Source organism: Collinsella sp. An307 (assembly GCF_002161805.1).
Lineage (GTDB): Bacteria > Actinomycetota > Coriobacteriia > Coriobacteriales > Coriobacteriaceae > Coprousia.
This window is the reverse complement of sequence record NZ_NFIP01000007.1, coordinates 43,026-62,580: the sequence shown is the minus strand read 5'-3', so window position 1 is coordinate 62,580 and position 19,555 is coordinate 43,026. Positions and strand designations below refer to the sequence as shown.

Here is a 19,555-nt window from a genome sequence, read left to right as displayed (position 1 = left end):
TGTGTTCTTCCCTTATATGCTCGGATGCCCTACTGGGCACCGCTGGAGCCAAATCCCCCCGTACCGCGATCGGTCTCGTCGAGTTCGTCGACCTCTACGAGGTTGACGACGGGGACCTCCTGGATCACGAGCTGGGCGATGCGCTCGCCGCGCTCGATCTCTATCGGATTCTCGGAATCAAGGTTTACGACGATGATCTTAAGCTCGCCGCGATAATGGGCGTCGATGAGGCCGGGCGTGTTAGCAATGGACAGGCCCCTCTTGAGAGCCATGCCGCTACGCGGCTGCACGAAGCCGGCATACCCGTCGGGAATAGCGATGGCAAGCCCGGTAGGAACCAGCCGACGACCCAGCGGTTCAATCACGCACGATTCGTTGGCACGAAGATCGAGACCGGCATCCCCCGTATAGGCATACGTAGGCACCTCGACGCTCGGGTCCAAGCGCTTGATTGCAACATCGATCGTAGGCACGAAATCACCTCAGCTTAGCGAGCTCGTCGACGAACTCATCGATATCCTTGAAGTCGCGGTACACCGAGGCGAAGCGAATGTAGGCCACCTTATCGAGCGCCTCGAGCCGCTTCAGAACCATATCACCGATGTCATGAGAGGTGATGGATTTAAAGGGCTTGGTGCGAAGCTCCTGTTCGATCCCGTCGATCAGGTTGTTCAGCGTGGCAAGATCGATATCGCGCTTAGACGTGGCGCGCATGAGACCGACCAGCAGCTTATTCCTATCGAAGGGCTGCGTGGTACCATCGCTCTTTATGACCTCAATGGGGTCCTCGCACCGCTCGAACGTTGCGAAACGGTACCCGCAAGAGCGGCACTCGCGCCTGCGCTTGATGGCGTTGGAGGTCTCCTGCATACGGGAATCGATAACTCGTGTATCGTCTGCTCCACATTTTGGACAGCGCATCAGGTCTCCTCGCTCGGTGAAAACCTGATAAGCATACCACGAGTTGTGGTTCTGGCCAGTTTTTTTCGCATATGTTGTGAGATTGAAACCGACTCCAAGGAACGGACGGGGATCAGACCCTCCCCGTCCGATGCACAACCGCTTGCTATGACTGAGTGGGAATAAAATTTCGCACAAAGCACTATTCCACACTCCAACCCGAAACACAACAAATCGCAGGTCAGAAGTGGTGTGTTCGAGAAATCGGCACACCACTTCGCTCTGAAAGAAAGCACTCCTTTCGGGATTATTCGTACCGGAATTCGTACCACCCCAGCGCCACCATTCACGACGCGGGGCACCGAAGGGAGATTAAAACCATGATGAACGAAGCGAGGATGAACGAACTCACCCAGGCCGAGGACATGGCGTACTTCCGAGCGGACCTCTGTTGCTACTCGCCCGAGAGCTACACGCTCGAGGAGAAGAAGGAGATCTGCAACGACATGATGGCAACGAGCAAGGCAGTGCTCGACGCCATGCGCAAGGACTTCGAGCAGCTTCCCCCGGATGCGCGGGCCAAGCTCCTGGACATGCTCTGCGCATCAGGAGTCGAGAGCCCCCAGTGGTGGTGGGACGTGCTCGTGGGCGACGGAGACCCGCTCTACCGCGAGCTCGAGCCGCTCAGCTAGTCCGAGCCCACATAGCAAGGAAGAAGGCCGTCTATCACATCGATAGGCGGCCATTCTTCTTTGGGCATCAGATTAGATTCGCCCTAGCTGTTGTTCCTCCGATACTCATTGAGCTTCTCGTTGAGAGTGCGTTCCTCGCGCCTGTGCTTGGCCGCGTAGGCGGCGGTCGCCACCGCGAGCGCGACAAGGTAGCTGATGGTGAACGAAACCCAAGCTCCGGCCATATCTGCTGGGAACCACCGCATCACCACGGCGAGCACAGCCAGCACGGCGTAGAGGCAGATGCCGAACAGGAACAGGCGCAGCGGATACGCCATGCGCTTGATGACCGTAGGCGTGAAGAAGACGAACTGCAGCGCCGCCGTGCAGACGCAGGCTCCGAGCAGGGACCAGCAGTACATGATACCCTGTTTCGATTCTTCGCCAGCGAATATGGTTCCAAGGGCCATGCACACGACCATCATGATCGTGAAGGAGACGCAGAGCGTTGCCAGGAAGGCCCTGGCGTTTTCCGCGGGCGTGCGGACCTCGGTGTCGATGATGTCCTTGCGTGTCATTTTGGGCTCCTTTCCCGTCTCGTTACAGCATCCCGAGCTTGCGGCGCACGTCCGGCGCGTACTGCCGCGATATGACGACCTGCTCGCCGTTGTCCATGGTCGCCACGAGCCGCCCGTTCATCTCCGGGCGCAGCGAGGCGATCCTGCGGAAGTTCACCACGCAGCCCTTGGCCACCCGCAGGAAGTCGCATCCCTCCAGGCGCTCCTCCATCTCGTAGAGCCGCAGCGCGGTCTCGAACACGGCGCCTTCGGTGTAGAAGAACGTGCGCTTGTCCACCGACTCCACGTAGAGGATGTCCTCGGCGTTCACCACGTGGGTGCCTCCGTCCGCACTTCCCGTGACCTTGCGGTCGAACATGCGCAGCCTGGCGACGATGTCGAGTACCTGCTGGTCCGTCTTCCTGCAGACGATTGCGACCTCGATGCCGCTCGATTCCGGTCGTTCGTCGATCGTTATCTTCATGGTGTTCCTTTCGACGAGTCGCATTCTACCTGCCATCCGTGCCGGCTCGGGCGGCGCTGAACCAAGGTGCGCCTGAGGATGACCAAGTTGCACGTAGCGTGCTTGAGCTGTGCCGGTGTCGGCTGGCTTTGCTATAAGCCATCGATGCGGAAGGCCGCTTGCCAAGCTGACAAGCGGCCTTCCGCGTTGCTTGTCCTCGTATGCCCTACGCACATCGTCGTAGAGCTCGAGGATCGGAATGAGCGGTAGCAGGATCAGCATCAGGAGCAGGCATCCCAAGATACCGAGGAACCACCCGACCTGCTCGCCGAGCCACCGCAGCCTCGACCTCATGACAGCATCTCGTTCACGCGCCGCTGCACGATGGAGTAGTACGAGCCCAGGCGCCGCTTCCTCTCGTCGCCGTTGCCGTAGTCGCCGCGGATCGCCGCGCGGGCCATGGCGTCGACGTCCATGGAGGTCGAGCTCGCCCCGGTTGCGCCCAGGATCTCGTTCACTCGATTCTGCACGGCCGAGTACTTGGACCCCAGGCGTCGCTTGCGCTCGTCGCCGTTCCCGAACTCGCCAGCGATGACGCGGCGCGCGAGCGCGTCCACGTCGCAGGAGCCACCGGAGGTGCCGCCTGAGAGGATCCGGTTGTCCTCCGCCTGGACCTCGTCGTACCGGCTTCCCAGAGCGGCCCTGCGAGCATCGCCATTGCCGAAATCGCCTGCGATGACCCTCGCCGCAAGCTCTGACACGTCGCCGGAGGGCGCACCAGATTTCATGAGAGCGGGATCACCATGCGAGCGTCATAGTGGCGGATGCGAACCTTCCTCTTGCCCAGGTCGATCCACAACGCCCAGGCGCCCGTGCCCAAGCCGAAGGCACGCACCACGGTTGCCTGCGCCGAGTTCATGAAGTTGGTGGAGGAGAAGAACGAGTTGATCCAGTCGGTCGCCCTCTGGTCCTCGCAGTCGACCTTCACTTCCTCGTTGAGGAGAAGAGAGCCCCACTCCTTGCAAACGCGCATGGCAGGGTGAATGGACCGACGATGCACCGCGTACACGCGCCCCATGCCGTCCTTGTCCCTATAGTCGTAAAACTCGCCCCTGGCCGACATCCAGTCATCCCAGATACGTATCCAGGGCTCCATGTCATCCAGGGGAAGGACAAACCCAAGCTTGCGCAAGTAATCCTTCACGTGCTCCGGCACCCAATACTCATCCAGGCCATTAGTGCTCATGCGGAAACCTCCTCCAACCGTGCGAATAGGCATGGTGAAGTGTCCGCGCATGTCACAACAAGCCCTGTTCCTTATAATACCGAGACAAGAAGTGCTGAGGAAGAAGACCATGCAGAACAGATACACAGGCGACATTGGCGATTTCAGCAAGCTAGGGCTGCTCAGGGCGTTGCAGGCCGCAGGGCTCTCGATCGGGCTCAACTGGTACCTCACGCCGGACGAGACGCACAACACCGACGGCCGCCACGTGGACTACCTCAAGCAGGAGAAGTACCGCGCATGTGATCCTGGCCTTTGGCTTGGTCTCAAGGCGATCGTCGATGGAGAAAACCGAGAAGTGAGCTACATGGAGGACGACGACATCCTGCGCGCCTCGTTCTTCTCCGACTGCCTTGATTTCAGAGGGAAGAAGAAGGCGAAGAGGATCGATGACCGTGCCGAGTGGTTCGAAAAGTCGCTCAGTAAAATGGCCAGCAATGACATCGTCTGCGTGGATCCAGACAACGGTTTGGTCGTGCCTTCCGCCAAGGGTAGGCCGAAGGAGAACAAGTACGTTCTGCCCGAAGAGCTCGCTGCCTATTACGCCCAAGGCTCCACGGTCGTCTATTACCAGCATAAGGCCAGGCGGAAGGATCCCTTCTACACGGATCAGCTCGAGAAGCTCTTGAGAAGAGAAGACCTCACCGGAGCATCAGGCCTGTCATTGAAGTTCGAGAAGGTCTCGCAACGCTACTACATGTTCCTCATCCAGCCGAGGCACAAAGAGGCGGTCGAGAAGGCCGTGAGGGACATGCTCGTAACCGCCTGGGGCGACCACTTCCGCCTGCTCTAGTCACGAAGGCTCGGGCGCCGATAAGGGCGAGAAGAGCCAAGGTAACCAAAGCACACGCCAGCAGCCGCAAGAATTCAAACAGCGTAAAGATGCCGACAATGACGAAGATGATGAGAAGGGCGCCGATAAGAGCCATGTCCTAACCTCGCAATACGTCGTCTATCATGGCATAGCGAACAGCGTCGATGCTGTGATCGTTGCCATCTGGGATCTCGTCAATCCAGTTGCCCTCCTTGTCCATCTCGAACTCCTTCAAGGTGAATTCGGAGAAGGTCAAGGGGCATCGCTCCGGGTCAATCACGATCTCGCGCAGCCCTGCCAGCCACTCGTAAGACAAGCGCCTCATCCTGGCCTTGCGCGCTGCATGCACGCGGATGCAGAGCTCGCGCCTCCACACGTTCATCTGAACCTTGCTATCAGGCGTGTCGTCGCAATAGACGATCTGGTCGTGGAAGTACGCCTCCGCGCCCTGCTCGTCTGGGAAGGTGAGAGAATCCACCACGATCTTGCCCGTCTCCGCCGGCATCATCTTGTTCGCGGAATGCTCTTCGAAGATGAGAAGGCGCCGCGCGTCAGGCTCCCAGGCACAGCGCACGAACCGCCACGGATCCGGGAACCAGCCCCAGTCCACACCATTACGAATACGTTGGAAGGTGCGGATGCGAGAGTCGGAAAGCTTCGCCTCGTGCACGTTGTCGAAGATGGCGCCACCGGTCCCGGTGATCTCGCCCAAATACTCCCAACGCCAGGCCTGCTCGTTCGTGTCGCGCAGGTACTCGGCCTCCTCGACAAAGGGTGCGCCCAGCCAGTCGGGATGCGTCTCGATCACATCGAGATAAGAGCTACCGCGCACAAGGGTGTCGTCACGCCTCACACGTTCCAGGCGCTCCACGTTCACCCAGGACCACATCGTCTTAGGCGGGTTATAACTGTAGAAGATCCAGAAGCGGTCGCCGGCGCGGCGCAACGAGTTGAGGATGGAGCGAGCAGCCTCCACACCCTCGAACTGGTCCAGCTCCTCAAACCACACCACGCTGCAATAGCCCTTGGTGAACTTCACGCCCTTGAGCTTGAGCGGATCGTCCGCCCCGCGGAACACGATGCGCTGCCCGGTAGGGGTGTAGGTGATCTCCATGGAAGAAACCCTGCATCTGAACACGCCCTCCAGCCCCAGCACCTCTATGGCCTACTGTATCTGCTGGTACACCGAGTCGCGCAATGTGTTGGAGAAGCGCCGCACCACAACCGCGTTCGCCTTCGGGTTCGCGATGATGAGAAGCACAATTGCTATCGAGATGAACGAGCTCTTGGTCGAGCCGCACCCGCCCGGCAGCCAGTAGTGCGTGTGGCCGTGGGCCATCACGTCGCCCAGCACCGGGTGGAAGCGCGGGATGACGAAGTCGGAGACGTCACTACTGGTCGGCCGAGAACTCCTCGGGTGAAATTGACTTCCTGGTGCAGAACGCGAACAGCGTCTATGCCATCGAGGTGAAGGCGAAGGAGAACCTGCGCGCCAAGAGCCTCCGGGCGTTCAAGGGCGCTCATCCGAAAATAAGGTCCGTCCGCTTCAGCCTCTCGGGATACCGTGAGCAGGGTTGGATGAGGAACGTCCCGCTGTACGCGATGCCGAACATGGGGTTGTGGGGATAGGCCGAGCAATGTGATGGTCTGCGTGACTGTTTACGGGGAGGCGGCAATGGTCGTAGGGCCGGAGATGGGGCATGCAGTGATTTGAGCGGGACGTGTTTAGCGTGGCAACATTTTGAGCCGGGCGTCTCTGTGGCACAAGACACTTCTATTGAGAAGAAATGCCGCATACGGCAAAACTGCTCAATAGAACCGACTTGGAAACCAAGATGAGGTACGCGTGGAAATCGGGCATGACCAATACCTCAACAGACTCAACGGGCTTCTGCGCATGAGAAACGTCGACGTGTGCGTGACGGGGGTAACTCGAAGCTCCCCTCGCATGACGTCATGACGGAGTTCCGAGGCCGCGGGGACGAGGTTCGAATACGGCCGTTGTCCTTTTCCGAGTTCATGCAGGGCTCCGGCGGCGACCGCTACCAGGGCTGGGCCGAGTACACGGTGCGCGGAGGCATGCCGCTCGCTCGCGTGGCCCCGTATCAAAAAGGGCATCACGATATAGAGACACCCCCGTGTCCTCCTACGTGAGGGGCAGGCGCACCACAAAGACGCTGCCCAGGAGAAGGCGGTGCCGTCGCTCGACGATTTCGTATCCCGCGCGCTCGAGAATGTCCAGCGCCCTCTGGTAGCGCTCCTTCTTCACCAGAACGTAGTCGGTGTTGTAGGTCGAGATGGCAAAGATCGAGATGCCGTTCCCCGCCAGTGTCTCCGCGATGCCGGCCAGTATCCCGATGAGAGGGAAGTCCAGCATCCCTTGGATGCGGAAGCCCCTCCACCTGTCGTCTCGCTCAACAACGTTCGGCGGGACATCGCCGGTGGCGCATACCAGGGAGTACTCTTCATCCGTCTTACCGGGTCGAATGCGTTCCTTCTGAGTTCCGACCTTGCCACACTCTTCACCGGCAGGCACCGCGAGATTCATGTTCTGCCGTTCAGTTTCGGTGAGTTCCGCGCATACTTCGGCGAACAGGGGGCCATCGACGAAGAGCTGGACCGCTATATCGAGCGCGGGGGCCTCGCTGGATCCTATGAGTATCGTGACATGGCAGAGTCATACGGCTACATCAGGGACGTCTACAGGACTATCCTCACGCGAGATCTCGTACAGAAGTTCCGTCTGCCCGACACGCTGGTGCTCGAGCGGCTCGCCGAGTACATGATGGACAACACCGGAAACCTTAACTCGCCGAACAGCATCGCCAACACCCTCGAAGCAAACAAAGTGTCGACCAACCACGTCACGGTTGGGCGCTACATCTCGCACCTGAGGGACGCCTTCGTCTTCTACGAGGCCAAGCGTTATGACATCAAGGGCAAGAAGTACCTGAGCACGCAGGCGAAGCACTACGTGTGCGACACGGGTATGCGCTACGCGGTGCTCGGCACGCGCAACATGGATTGGGGCCGCATGTACGAGAACTCGGTGTTCTTGGAGCTTATTCGCCGCGGATACGAGACCTACGTGGGAAAGCTCTACCAGAAGGAGGTCGACTTCGTCGTCAAGCGAGGGTCGGAGCAGGTCTACATTCAGGTGAGCGATAACGTAGACGCACCCGAGACGCTCGAGCGCGAGCTCGCTCCTCTGCGTGCGATACGAGATGCCTACCCCAAGATTCTTATCGCGAGGACACGACACGACGACTACACGATTGACGGCATCAGGGTGCTCGATCTGGCCCGTTGGCTCATCGCGGAACAGGGATTCTAATATCGGGGGGCGCTCCCGCGCCATGATTCGCAAGGGGGGAGGGGTGATGGGGACGGTGACCGCGTGAATCCATCTTGAGTGCATGTGGAATAGGGTAAGTATGGTGGTAAACGGCGAAGCAGAAGATGAAGCGGCCCTCTCACCTGCGCCGACAATTACTGAGTGGGAACGAGGACCGTGTCCCCGGCGATGAGCACCACCGAATCAAAGGAGTTGTGCGACTCGATAATGTCTGCCGTCTCCTGCGTGCTGAGACCCTCGATAGGATGAGACTCGGCAAGCGTCCAGAGAGAATCGCCTTCACGGACAGACATCTCTGTCCAAGCGACCTCAGATGCGGCTTGCGAGACAAGGTCTGCCCTGTTGGAGAAGGCAGACACACCGGCAACAAAGACGATCAGGAACATGACGGCAACACCAGCGGCAGCGCAGGCGCGCGCGAGGCGCGACGTGCGGGTCTCCGGACGATGTGCCACCTGGCGCTCAGGGCGAGCGTACCCCAGCGAGCCCTCGACAACAACAAAGCGAGTCTTAACATCCGTACGGCGAGCGGGCGCCTCAGAGGCGAGCGCGAGGTTACCGTAGACCATCATGTTGGAGTTCATCATCTCTGTTCCCTTCTCCGTAGATTCGACAACATGGTTAAATCGAATCGTGCGGACAAAAGACTGGCGCAAGAACGAGTGTTCGTGTATTATTATCGGCGAACAGCTGTTCCTGTCAAGAGAAATTCGAACAGCAGTTTGTATTTTTGAGAGGACGGTCCCTATGGCAAGGAAGATTACGAAGCGTCAGCAGCAGATTTACGACTTCATTCGCACCTACCAGCAGGAGAAGGGCTATCCGCCCAGCGTTCGCGAGATGGCGGCGGCGGTGGGGCTCTCTTCGCCCTCGACTGTGCACGCGCATCTCTCTGCCCTTGAGGCCCATGGGCTTATCAAGCGCGATGCAACGAAGCCGCGTGCGCTCGAGCTCTTCAATGAGGACGGTTCGTCCGTGAAGCTCGCCGAGGTAAAAGAGTCTCCCAACAGAAACACCGTCGAGCTTCCGCTCGTCGGGCGCGTTGCTGCGGGCATGCCCATCCTCGCCGAGCAGAACGTTGAGGATACCTTCACCCTCCCCACGGAGATCACGACCGATTCATGCTCTTTCATCCTTGAGGTTCACGGTGACTCTATGATCAACGCCGGCATCTTCAACGGCGACTATCTGGTGGTCCGCGAGCAGAAGAGCGCGATGAACGGAGAGATCGTCGTTGCGATGATCGATGGCGAGGCCACGGTAAAGACCTTCTACAAGGAGCGCGGTCGCGTCCGACTGCAGCCGGAAAACGACACGATGGAGCCCATCTACGCCGAGAATCCAACTATCCTCGGTAAGGTTGTCGCCCTGATGAGGCGCTTCTAAACATGCCGGAGAAGCTCCGAGCCGCCCGAGAGCGCATCACTCTGTTCGATACGCTTCGCGGGTTCACCATCATCTCGATGGTGGCCTTTCATGCCTGCTATGACCTTGCCTATATCGAGGGCGTTCCCCTGTCATGGTTCACGGGGACGCCCTTTCAGGCTTTCTGGCGATGCTCCATCAGCTGGACCTTTCTGTTTATCGCAGGTTGGATGGCATCGTTCTCACGCAACAACCTCAAACGTGGAGGCATATACGCCGCCGCTGCAGCGCTTGTCTTTATCGCCACCACCCTGGTGAGCATAGACACGCCTGTGAGCTTTGGAATCTTGTTCTGCATGGCGGCATGTACGTTGCTGGTCGCGCTAACCATACCGGTGCTCCGGAATGTGCCCGCGCCAGTGGGATTTATCGGCTCACTGCTGCTCTTCGCTCTTACCTACACCATCCCGCTTGGTCGCTACGAAATTGCGGGGCTCGCTTGGCTGGGCTTTCCCGGGCCCGCCTTTGTCTCGGGGGATTTCTATCCCCTTCTCCCCTACCTCTTCATGTATCTCGCTGGCTTCTTCGCATCGGTGATAGTCGATGGCATCACCAGAGGGGACTATCCGGCATGGACAAAGCGCGACTGGTGCCTGCCCCTTACCGCTGTCGGTCACGCCAGCCTCGTCATCTATCTGTTGCACCAACCTCTGCTGTTGGCGTTTATTGAATTGCTGTAACGATTACGCCACGGAACCCGAAATTAATTTGCTTTAGATCCAAAGGGCTTGAGGATGCCACCAAGACGTGGGCCAACCTTGGCAACCACATGGACGCCGTTTTCATCGAACTCTTCAACGAGTACCTGCCCCTGTTCGTGAATCGCCTTGAGCAGGGCGCCCTCTCGATATGGCAGGACCACATCGACGATGGCATCGAGCCGCGCAGCTTCGACAGAGAGCCGATCGACGAGCGCGTCCAAACCTTCGCCGGTATAGGCGGAACAGAGCACCGCTTCCGGGAAGCGAAGTGAGAGCGCCCGCCTGTCCTCATCGCCCAGCAAATCGCATTTATTGAACACGACGACCGCCGGCGTATCGCCCGCACCGATCTCCTCGAGAACCCGGTCCACCGCCTCCAGATGGCGCTCGAAGTCATCGTCGGAGGCATCCACCACCTTCAAGATAAGGTCGGCGTCACGTGCCTCGGCGAGCGTAGATTTAAAGGCCTCCACAAGTCCATGCGGGAGCTTCTGGATAAACCCGACAGTGTCGGTGATGGTGAGCTCTCGTCCACCGGGAAGCCGATAGGCCCTCGTTGTGGGGTCAAGCGTGGCAAAGAGCTTGTCCTGCGCAAGAACCGCAGAACCGGTGAGCTTGTTAAGCAGCGAGGATTTCCCGGCGTTGGTATAGCCGGCAAGCGCTACGCGAAACGAATTTGAGGAGACACGGCTCTTAGCCTGCACGTCACGCCTGCGCTCGAGCTCCTTAAGCTCACGGCGAAGCGATGCGATACGGTTGCGAATCAGACGGCGGTCGACCTCAAGCTGACTTTCGCCCTGACCGAAACGGCTGCCGATACCACCTCTGGTCTGCTCCTTCGCAAGATGGCTCCACATGCCGCGCAGACGTGGCAGCAGATACTGCAGCTGGGCAAGTTGTACCTGAAGGCGTCCTTCGCGCGTTGTCGCATGAAGGCCGAAGATGTCGAGAATGAGCGCGGTGCGGTCGATGATCTTAACCGGTTCGCCGACGGTGCGCTCGAGGTTTGTCTGCTGCGAGGGCGTGAGGTCGTCGTCGAAGATCACCACGTCCGCATCGATGCGACGGACAAGGCCGCAAAGCTCTTCAACTTTTCCGGATCCGATATACGTTCGAGGATTCGGGCGATCAAGGCGCTGCGATATGCGCGCAATCGTCTCGGCCCCTGCTGTGTCGGCCAATCGCTCGAGCTCGTCAAGCGACCTCTCGACAGGCCATCCGCCAGGTCTGCCCTCGACACCCACGAGCACCGCTCGTTCAGGCACCGGCGCAGTGGAAACAAGAGGAAAGCGTGCCATATTACAGACCCTCCCTCTCCCGAATGAGCTCAATAGCGCCATCGACCCCGGTCTCGTCCATATCGATCCAAAAGATTCGGCTGTCACGCTTGAACCAGCTGAGCTGACGCTTGGCATAACGACGAGAACGCATCTTGATAAGGTCAACTGCCTCAGATAAGGACAACGTCCCCTCAAGGTAATCGATGATCTCTTTGTAACCGATGGCCTGCCGCGAGGTGAGGGCAAAAGACAGACCTTGCTCCACCAGCCCCTTGACCTCATCGATCAGGCCCATCTCCATCATGAGGTCGACACGCTTATTGATACGCTCGTAGAGCACAGCACGGTCGCAAGTGAGACCGTACTGGGAGGAGCAGTAGTGCGCGCGGTTCTCGGAAAAACCCGCACGCTGCTCCGCATAGGACACGCCCTCGTCGCTCATCTCGAGTGCACGGACCACACGGCGCGTGTTGTGGGGATGGATGGCCTCGGCGCTCGCGGGGTCGCGCTCGGAAAGCAGGGCATGAAGCGCGTCGGCGCCAATGCGCTCAAGAAGCTCCTCGTACCGAGAGCGAGAGATGCTCTCAAGCTCGCCGGAGGGAAAGTCAAACTCATCGATCACGGCGCGCACGTAGAGGCCCGTACCGCCACACAGAACAGCAGGATGACCGGAGGCATTGATCTTGTCGATGGCCGCGCGCGCATCACGCTGGAACAACGCAGCGGAATAGGCTGTGCCGGGGTCGGCCACGTCTACCATCAAAAGCGGCGCGTGGCACTCACCAGGGCTCATCTTAGCCGTGCCGATGTCCATACCGCGGTACACCTGCATCGAATCGGCAGAGATGACCGAGGTGCCTATCGCCGCAGCAAGACCGTCTGCCACCGCGCTCTTACCGACGGCTGTGGGACCCACAACGGCGACGACGTCAATCATCGCGGATCGCCGACAACGGTGCCGGAAAGATACCAGGTGCGCGCCACGTCGATATCGACGTCGACGATCTTACCGATCAGCGACGCGGAGTCGAGCCCCTCGGGCACCGGCGCATGAACGGTCTGGTTCATCGGGCTCTTGCCCTGGAGGCGATGAGAGTCCTTCTTGGACACGCCCTCAACAAGGACCGGCACACGGGTCCCCAGCTCATGCTGGTTGTACTCGTACGCCGTGCCCTCGATGACCTTGACCAGACGGTCGAAGCGCTCCTGAATGACCTCGCGAGGCGTGTCATCGGGAATCTCCGCCGCGGGCGTGCCGGCACGACGCGAGTAAATGAACGTAAACGCCTGCGAGAAGCGCGCCTCCTCGGCGAGGCTCAGCGTCTGGGCGAAGTCCTCCTCCGTCTCACCAGGGAAGCCGACGATGATGTCAGTCGTGAGGGCGATATGGGGGATGCGCTCGCGCACACGCTTAACGAGGTCGAGATAATACTCGCGCGTGTACCGGCGATTCATGAGCTTCAAGATGCGCGTGGAGCCCGACTGGACCGCCAGATGGAGGTGCGGCATGACCTGGGGCACCTCGGCAAGCGCGTCGATGGTCTCGGGCAGGAGGTCCTTGGGATGCGAGGAGGTGAACCGGATGCGCTCAATGCCCGTCTCCCCCACCGCGCGGAGAAGCTCCGCGAAGCGCGGGTTCCCGTACCGGTCGCGACCGTAGGAGTTGACGTTCTGACCCAAGAGGGTGACCTCGCGCACACCGGTGCGGGAAAGACCCTCGACCTCGTCGACAATCTCCTCAAAAAGACGGCTCCGCTCGCGCCCGCGGACGTACGGCACGATGCAGTAGCTGCAAAAGTTGTTGCAGCCCGTCATGATGGGCACCCAAGCGTGGTACCCCGTCGCACGGTGCCAGGGAAGCGAGGTGGCCACATCGTCTGGGTTCTCGCTGGTAAGCACGTGCCTGCCGCCCTCGGCAAACGTGGCGTTGAGAAGCTCAGCAAGATGGGTGATGGCGGACGTGCCAAAGACCACATCTACGTTATCGAGCGTATCGAGCAGGCGCTCGCCATCACGCTGGGCGATGCAGCCGCCGATAGCGATGACGCGCCTTCCCGAAGGTGCGTCCGGCAGGCTCTTCATGGACGAGCACTGGCCGTACAGGCGCTGATCTGCCGCCTCGCGCACGCAGCACGTCATGAAGATGACGATATCGGCCTCCTCCGGCGACGACGCCTCAAGGCATCCGCAGGAGTCGAGAAGGCCGCTCACGCGCTCGGCGTCATGCAGGTTCATCTGGCAGCCGAAGGTGCGGATGAAGTACGTCTTCTGGACGAGAGACGGGTAGGAAAGGGACATATCGGCCATATCACGCCACCGTTTGCGAGTCTTGGGTCTCGATGATATCGGACCCCTGAAGAGAGATCTGGTGCACGTAGACAGATAGGCGGATCGCGGTGCGCGACTCACCGTTGATGAGGATGTCGGAGAACACGGGGGCGCAGGAGATGTCGAACCCGGTGGGAATCAGAAAGCCGCGGGCGATTGCCATGGCCTTGATCGCCTGGTTGACCGCGCCGGCGCCGACGCACTGGAGGTTAACCGGAACGCCGTCCTTAACCATGCCGGCGATGGCGCCCGCAACCGAGGCGGGCGAAGACTTGCTCGATACTTTCAGGTAATCCATCTACCTTGCTCCTGCGGATATAGTACGAATGGTGTTGCAGTTTATTGAGAGTAACCCAAGCCCGCATCTCGGGCAAGAAGGTTCACTCCTCCTTGCTGATGTCGAAGGTGACCGTAATGCGGTCGCGGGTCACGCGAACGGTTGGCTCATGCGCGAGCGTTAAGAAATAACGCTCCGACAGATACGAGAAATCGCGCTCGAGCTGACGGGAGAACGCCTGCACGTCCTCGCGCGAGAGCCTGAGCCCACGCCGGTCGCGCGACAGATCCACCGGAAGGTCATGCGGGCGCGAGGTCTTCTCCCTCAGAAGGCGCGAGGCGACGCTGCGAAGCGGACGAATGGTGCCGGCGAGAACACGATGGGCGGTTCGCTCAGACAGCTCCAGGCCAAGCGTGGCTGCTATGCGCATGAACTCGGCTGCGTCGGAGGCGTAGCCGAGCCGGTCGACGACGGGCAGCTCTCCCTCGGAATCGATAAACAGAAGCTGCGACGCATCGAGCCCCTTGCGCGCCCGGTCGTAGAGCGTGGCCGCAATCTCTGTCACCGATCCGACGTACACCTCGCATCCATGGAGCTCCTCGAGCGCAAACTCGGCAGCGCAGCGGATGATGTTGTGCGGACCCTTGGTGACGACCACGCGCCCCTCTTCGTCCTTGGCCGTCTCGGGCCAGGTGGACTGATCGGCGCGCTCGGGCAGCACATCGGTATCGGCGACGACGGAAAAGACGGAGCCGAGGCCCTCGCCCGATGCGACAACGCGGGCGGATTCGCAGTTCTCGCGGATGGAGAACAGGGCCATACCGCGACCGTGAACACCCCATCGGTCCATATGCATGGTCTCGAGCTTGGAGGTGACGCGCGCCTCGAAGATGTGCTCCTGCATATCTACGGGAACACCGCACCCGTCGTCGATGACGATCAGGGTGCGGTGCGAATCGGTCTTGCCTACCGCAAGGAAGATATTGCGCGCGCCGGCATCGCGGGCGTTACGCAGAAGCTCGATAACGATGTCCTCGACATGCTGGATATCGTGCTTTGCCTGGCGACGCTCAGCCTCGGACACGCGCAGGCGGACGAAGCCCTCACCCAGGTTCTCCTCGACGCGCAGATTGGCCTCTCCGGTCATCTGGGCGATAAACGAGATGAGTTCCTGCGAGTCAGCCATCAATACCCCTACTTAGCGATGTCAACCGCGCGGCTCTCGCGAATGACGACGACGCGGACCTGGCCGGGATACTCCATCTCCTCTTCGATCTGATGGGCGATGTCGTGGGCAAGGACCGTGGACTCGGCATCGGAGACCTTGTCGGGCTGAACCATCACGTGGACCTCGCGGCCGGCCTGCATCGCATAGGTGCGCTCGACGCCCTCATGCGCGTTGGCAATCTCCTCAAGCTTCTCGAGGCGCTTGATGTAGTTCTCGGCGGACTCACGGCGAGCACCGGGACGCGAAGCGGAGATGGCGTCGGCAGCCATGACGAGGACCGCGACGACGGAGTCGGGGTCGACGTCGCCATGGTGGGCCTCAATGGCGTGAACGATAACGGGCTTCTCGCCGTAGCGGCGCGCAAGGTCGGCGCCGATGACGGCGTGCGGACCCTCAACCTCGTGGTCGATGGCCTTGCCAAGGTCATGGAGAAGACCAGCGCGGCGGGCGATATTAGCGTCGACGCCGAGCTCGGAAGCCATGATGCCGCAGAGCTCAGCAACCTCGATGGAGTGCGTGAGCACGTTCTGGCCAAACGACGTGCGGTAGCGCAGAGCGCCGAGCGTCTTGACGAGCTCGGGGTGCAAATCGTGGATGCCGGTGTCGAAGGCCGCCTGCTCGCCGGCCTCGCGCACGCGCTGCTGCACGAGAGCGGACGCCTTCTGGTACATCTCCTCGATTCGCGCCGGATGGATGCGGCCGTCGGCGATAAGGTTCTCGAGCGCCACGCGGGCGGTCTCACGACGGACCGGGTCGAAGCTGGAGAGCACGACCGTCTCGGGCGTGTCATCGATGACGAGGTTCACGCCGGAGACCTGCTCGAAGGTGCGGATGTTGCGGCCCTCGCGACCGATGATGCGACCCTTCAGGTCATCGGAGGGAATGTGCACCGAGGTGACGGTCACCTCGGCGGTGTGGTCCGCGGCGCAACGCTGGATAGCCAGTGAGATGATCTCCTGAGCGGTCTTGTGGCACTCGGCCTTTACCTTCTGCTCGGACTCGCGGATGATGGCAGCGGCCTCGTGCGTGACCTCGCCGCGCACCTTCTCGAGAAGCTCCTGGTGAGCATCCTCACGCGTGAGCTCAGAGATGCGCTCGAGTTCAGCGGTCTGCTTCTGGACGAGCTCGTCGAGCTCACGGCTGCGCTTCTCGACCTGACCGGCCTGGCTAGAGAGCTGGTGCTCGCGCTTGTCGAGGGCGTCGTTGCGGCGATCGAGAGACTCCTCGCGCTGCATGATGCGGTTCTCGAGCGTGCGAAGTTCCTTCTTGCGCTGCTTCTCCTCCGCCTCGGCGGCCTGCTTGCTCTGGAGGATCTCCTCCTTGGCCTCAAGAAGCGCTTCCTTCTTCATGGTCTCGGCCTGTCGCTGCGCGTCACCGATCATCTGGTCTGCCTGGGTGCGCGCCGACTCGAGCTTCGAATCGGCCTCGCGGAGGCTTCCCTGCTTGGCGCTGCGCATGGCGACGGCGGTACCACCGGCACCAAGTGCCAGGCAGACGATACCGATAATGATCTCCATGCCTACTCCTTAAACATTTCATGTCAGATTAAAACAGCCCGCGAGAGGCGAGCCGGACATTTGCGTGGTATAACCACCCGCTATGAAAATAAGCCATATCGTTAATCTCATCGAGGATGAGCGTATATCACAAGGCAAATGACCTTTTCAGTCTACGTGGAGCCGCTCGAACTGTCAATTGTAAACGGACCGTCAAGACCAAGGTTTGCCCACGATGCGGGCTCTATCTGGGTCAGTCGCTAAGACGTTCCTTAACCGCACTCGAAGCTACGCTGTACGAGAAGCCCTTTGCCATGAGAAATCGGGTGAGTTTTTCGAATGCACGGGCCTCGGGAACCGTCTTGCGAGCGAGAAGCTCCCGGGCGCGTTCGAGGTCCTCGTCCTGACTGTAATAGGCACCCGGATAGTCTTCCAGCGTGTAGGGGTCCTCGCCGCGCCGCTTGAGCTCGAGCTCGATTTTTCGCCTGCCCCAGCCGCGGCGCTTGCGCTCCTCGATGAACTGCCTGAGATAGCGTGTGTCATCGAGATAGCGCGCCTCGCGGGCACGCTCGACGACCACCTCAATGGAACGGGACCTAAAACCCATAAGGCGCAGTTTCTCCGATATCTCGGCAACGCCGTAGTCCCTGCGCGACAGAGCCTCGACAAGCGCGGTGAAGCACTCTCGCTCGTCGACATGCATCAGCTCGTCACGCAAGAACTCGTAGGAGGCGGGAAAGACGATGTCGGCCTTGGCAAATGCACGCGCCACCCGAGGCGGGACGGAGAAGGAAAGGTCCTCCCCTGCCTCAGGTTCGAACACGACCTCGGCGCGCGGTTTCGAACGGCGATACTGCGCCGATGCGCGGTCCGCCTTGGTGGGAAACCGGTACGAGACCGCGCGGATAGACGCGACCATCTAGCTAGGCAAGGTCAGCGGAGGCGTCGACAGCATCGCCCACAGGCTCGTCTGAGAGCTCCAGGCCGCTGGCGACACGAACCTTGTGCTCAATCTCGTCAGACAGCTCGGGATTGGTGCGCAAAAACTCCTTGGCGGCCTCACGGCCCTGACCGAGACGCTCGGTCTCGTAGGTGTACCACGCGCCGGACTTGTTGACGATGCCGTATTCGACGGCCATATCGAGAATCGAGCCCTCCTTGGAGATGCCCGTTCCGTACATGATGTCAAACTCGGCACTGCGGAAGGGAGCCGCCACCTTGTTCTTAACGACCTTGGCGCGCACGCGGTTCCCCACCACATCGCTGCCGTTCTTGATGCTGTCGATGCGGCGGATGTCGATACGTACAGAGGAGAAGAACTTGAGAGCACGGCCGCCCGTGGTGGTCTCGGGGTTACCGAACATGACGCCGATCTTCTCGCGGAGCTGGTTGATGAAGATGCACGTCGTCTTGGACTTGGCAAGGGAACCGGCGAGCTTGCGCAGCGCCTGGCTCATCAGGCGCGCCTGCAGACCGACCGTAGTGTCGCCGATCTCGCCCTCGATCTCCGCACGGGGAACAAGGGCGGCGACGGAGTCGATGACGACGGCGTCGATCGCACCGGAGCGAACGAGCATGTCGCAGATCTCGAGCGCCTGCTCACCGGTATCGGGCTGGGAGATGAGCACCTCGTCGATATCGACACCGATGCGTGCGGCATAGGAGGGATCAAGCGCGTGCTCGGCATCGATGAAGGCAACGACGCCGCCCATGGCCTGGGCCTCTGCAAGAATCTCGAGAGAAAGGGTCGTCTTACCCGAAGACTCGGGGCCGTAGATCTCGATAATACGGCCGCGAGGCACGCCGCCGATACCCAGCGCCACGTCGAGCGCGAGGGCGCCCGTGGGGATCGCCTCCACCTCGAGCTCAGGGCCGCCATCGCCGTAGCGCATAATGGATCCCGAACCGAACTTCTTGATGATGTCCGCCTTAGTGGCCTCGATCATCTTGTCGCGCTCTTCACCCGTTGTGCGCTCGTGAACCTGTTTGACGGCGCCGGAATTCTTTGCCATGGGAAACCTCCTCGATGAACCTGCTACCGATAGTAAACGAACGGTTGTTCGTCGTCAAGCGAACAGATTCAGTTTACCGGCGAGGTCAAACAGAATACGCGCTCCGTCCAACCGAAACCTCACAGACGCTTGAACGATATCTAAAAGCTTTCTGACTGCGGGGCAAAACATGCCCGTTTCCGCAGGTAGAGAGGTTGCGAGGAAAAGCGGGATTTGAGCGCGTAGGGCCAGCGCGCGGGCATCAGGGCTTATTGATTCACATCAAACCATCACAGGCGCCGCAAAGCAGTTCGAGCGCGAAGGCGGCAGCCTGCCAGCGCACCTCGTCGCGCGATCCGGCGAACACCTTGCGATACGTCTCGGCGCCGCTCGCGGTAGAGATGCCGAAGTACACAGTTCCCACGGGGTCTTCCGCCGTGCCACCGCCAGGGCCCGCGTAGCCGGTAACGCTCACCGCAGCGCTCACCTGGAAAAGCGCGCGAGCACCCTCCGCCATCTCGCGTGCGCAGGGGCTCGAGACCGCCGTATAGCGCTCGAGGGTTTCGCTCGACACGCCAAGGAGACGGTTCTTTATTTCGTCGACATAGGTGACCGCGCCACCGCGAAGGACATCGGAAGCGCCCGGGACAGAAGCGATCGTGGACGCCACCAGACCCGCCGTGCAGGACTCGGCAGTGGCGACGGTGGCGCCGCATGCAGTAGCAGTAACAACCAGCTTATGCGCGGCCTCGCGCGCGCGGTCCTCAAACTCCCCCATGGCCAC

The 19,555-nt window shown here is 60.5% G+C and carries 22 protein-coding genes and 1 pseudogene; 5 read left to right on the top strand and 18 right to left on the bottom strand.

The genetic code is table 11. From position 1 onward, the window contains the following. Positions 1 to 29: 29 nt before the first annotated feature. On the bottom strand, positions 30 to 473 hold the full coding sequence (gene dut / locus B5F89_RS06975) for a dUTP diphosphatase (RefSeq protein WP_087431064.1): 444 nt from the start codon (positions 471 to 473) through the stop codon (positions 30 to 32). Positions 474 to 477: 4 nt separating this feature from the next. Continuing rightward, complete coding sequence (gene nrdR, locus B5F89_RS06970) at positions 478 to 921, bottom strand: transcriptional regulator NrdR (RefSeq protein WP_087431063.1); 444 nt, start codon at positions 919 to 921, stop codon at positions 478 to 480. Between the two features lie 359 nt (positions 922 to 1,280). On the opposite strand from nrdR, the gene B5F89_RS06965 reads away from it, so the two are divergent. Next, complete coding sequence (locus B5F89_RS06965) at positions 1,281 to 1,592, top strand: hypothetical protein (protein ID WP_087431062.1); 312 nt, start codon at positions 1,281 to 1,283, stop codon at positions 1,590 to 1,592. Between the two features lie 83 nt (positions 1,593 to 1,675). On the opposite strand, the gene B5F89_RS06960 is transcribed toward B5F89_RS06965, so the two are convergent. The 4 genes from B5F89_RS06960 to B5F89_RS06945 form a co-directional block, all read right to left on the bottom strand. Beyond that, positions 1,676 to 2,149, bottom strand: a complete 474-nt coding sequence (locus tag B5F89_RS06960; protein ID WP_087431061.1) for a DUF3021 family protein — start codon at positions 2,147 to 2,149, stop codon at positions 1,676 to 1,678. Positions 2,150 to 2,171: 22 nt separating this feature from the next. Next, positions 2,172 to 2,612, bottom strand: a complete 441-nt coding sequence (locus tag B5F89_RS06955) for a LytTR family DNA-binding domain-containing protein (protein WP_087431145.1) — start codon at positions 2,610 to 2,612, stop codon at positions 2,172 to 2,174. Between the two features lie 329 nt (positions 2,613 to 2,941). After that, positions 2,942 to 3,379 (bottom strand): hypothetical protein, encoded by a 438-nt coding sequence (locus B5F89_RS06950; RefSeq protein WP_087431060.1) that lies wholly within the window; start codon positions 3,377 to 3,379, stop codon positions 2,942 to 2,944. Beyond that, positions 3,376 to 3,837: a hypothetical protein gene (locus B5F89_RS06945; protein ID WP_087431059.1), complete on the bottom strand. Its 462-nt coding sequence runs from the start codon at positions 3,835 to 3,837 to the stop codon at positions 3,376 to 3,378. Before B5F89_RS06945 ends, B5F89_RS06950 begins: the two co-directional genes overlap by 4 nt. Positions 3,838 to 3,886: 49 nt before the next feature. On the opposite strand from B5F89_RS06945, the gene B5F89_RS06940 reads away from it, so the two are divergent. Next, a complete protein-coding gene (locus B5F89_RS06940) occupies positions 3,887 to 4,669 on the top strand; it encodes a hypothetical protein (RefSeq protein WP_087431058.1) in 783 nt (260 codons plus the stop codon). Positions 4,670 to 4,808: 139 nt separating this feature from the next. On the opposite strand, the pseudogene B5F89_RS06935 reads toward B5F89_RS06940, so the two are convergent. Further along, positions 4,809 to 6,029: pseudogene (locus B5F89_RS06935) on the bottom strand (phage terminase large subunit). Positions 6,030 to 6,836: 807 nt separating this feature from the next. Beyond that, the gene (locus B5F89_RS10135; protein ID WP_204230640.1) at positions 6,837 to 7,067 is read right to left on the bottom strand and encodes an ACT domain-containing protein; all 231 of its coding nucleotides are present in this window, start codon (positions 7,065 to 7,067) and stop codon (positions 6,837 to 6,839) included. Between the two features lie 3 nt (positions 7,068 to 7,070). Here B5F89_RS10135 and B5F89_RS06915 point away from each other — a divergent pair, with 3 nt between their 5' ends. After that, the gene (locus tag B5F89_RS06915) at positions 7,071 to 8,024 is read left to right on the top strand and encodes an ATP-binding protein (RefSeq protein WP_204230639.1); all 954 of its coding nucleotides are present in this window, start codon (positions 7,071 to 7,073) and stop codon (positions 8,022 to 8,024) included. Positions 8,025 to 8,179: 155 nt separating this feature from the next. Here B5F89_RS06915 and B5F89_RS06910 read toward each other — a convergent pair whose 3' ends face one another. Next, positions 8,180 to 8,632 (bottom strand): hypothetical protein, encoded by a 453-nt coding sequence (locus B5F89_RS06910; RefSeq protein WP_087431057.1) that lies wholly within the window; start codon positions 8,630 to 8,632, stop codon positions 8,180 to 8,182. Between the two features lie 160 nt (positions 8,633 to 8,792). On the opposite strand from B5F89_RS06910, the gene lexA reads away from it, so the two are divergent. Next, positions 8,793 to 9,431 carry a transcriptional repressor LexA gene (lexA, locus tag B5F89_RS06905; protein ID WP_087431056.1) on the top strand — a complete coding sequence of 213 codons (639 nt, stop codon included), beginning with the start codon at positions 8,793 to 8,795 and terminating at the stop codon, positions 9,429 to 9,431. Positions 9,432 to 9,433: 2 nt separating this feature from the next. Further along, entirely contained in the window at positions 9,434 to 10,150 is a 717-nt protein-coding gene (locus B5F89_RS06900; RefSeq protein ID WP_204230638.1) for a heparan-alpha-glucosaminide N-acetyltransferase, read from the top strand. Positions 10,151 to 10,173: 23 nt separating this feature from the next. On the opposite strand, the gene hflX is transcribed toward B5F89_RS06900, so the two are convergent. The 9 genes from hflX to B5F89_RS06855 form a co-directional block, all read right to left on the bottom strand. After that, positions 10,174 to 11,469: a GTPase HflX gene (gene hflX / locus B5F89_RS06895; protein WP_087431055.1), complete on the bottom strand. Its 1,296-nt coding sequence runs from the start codon at positions 11,467 to 11,469 to the stop codon at positions 10,174 to 10,176. A gap of 1 nt (position 11,470) precedes the next feature. After that, positions 11,471 to 12,388 (bottom strand): tRNA (adenosine(37)-N6)-dimethylallyltransferase MiaA, encoded by a 918-nt coding sequence (gene miaA / locus B5F89_RS06890; protein WP_087431054.1) that lies wholly within the window; start codon positions 12,386 to 12,388, stop codon positions 11,471 to 11,473. Continuing rightward, a complete protein-coding gene (miaB, locus tag B5F89_RS06885) occupies positions 12,385 to 13,758 on the bottom strand; it encodes a tRNA (N6-isopentenyl adenosine(37)-C2)-methylthiotransferase MiaB (RefSeq protein ID WP_087431053.1) in 1,374 nt (457 codons plus the stop codon). Before miaB ends, miaA begins: the two co-directional genes overlap by 4 nt. 1 nt (position 13,759) lies before the next feature. After that, positions 13,760 to 14,077 carry a stage V sporulation protein S gene (locus B5F89_RS06880; RefSeq protein ID WP_087431052.1) on the bottom strand — a complete coding sequence of 106 codons (318 nt, stop codon included), beginning with the start codon at positions 14,075 to 14,077 and terminating at the stop codon, positions 13,760 to 13,762. Between the two features lie 82 nt (positions 14,078 to 14,159). Further along, the gene (locus tag B5F89_RS06875; RefSeq protein WP_087431051.1) at positions 14,160 to 15,242 is read right to left on the bottom strand and encodes an ATP-binding protein; all 1,083 of its coding nucleotides are present in this window, start codon (positions 15,240 to 15,242) and stop codon (positions 14,160 to 14,162) included. 8 nt (positions 15,243 to 15,250) lie between these two features. Next, entirely contained in the window at positions 15,251 to 16,801 is a 1,551-nt protein-coding gene (rny, locus tag B5F89_RS06870) for a ribonuclease Y (protein WP_087431050.1), read from the bottom strand. A 232-nt stretch (positions 16,802 to 17,033) separates the two neighbouring features. Further along, positions 17,034 to 17,603: a regulatory protein RecX gene (locus B5F89_RS06865; RefSeq protein ID WP_158098439.1), complete on the bottom strand. Its 570-nt coding sequence runs from the start codon at positions 17,601 to 17,603 to the stop codon at positions 17,034 to 17,036. A 100-nt stretch (positions 17,604 to 17,703) separates the two neighbouring features. Continuing rightward, entirely contained in the window at positions 17,704 to 18,792 is a 1,089-nt protein-coding gene (gene recA / locus B5F89_RS06860) for a recombinase RecA (RefSeq protein WP_087431048.1), read from the bottom strand. A 256-nt stretch (positions 18,793 to 19,048) separates the two neighbouring features. Next, positions 19,049 to 19,549 (bottom strand): CinA family protein, encoded by a 501-nt coding sequence (locus B5F89_RS06855; RefSeq protein WP_087431047.1) that lies wholly within the window; start codon positions 19,547 to 19,549, stop codon positions 19,049 to 19,051. Between the last annotated feature and the right edge of the window lie 6 nt (positions 19,550 to 19,555).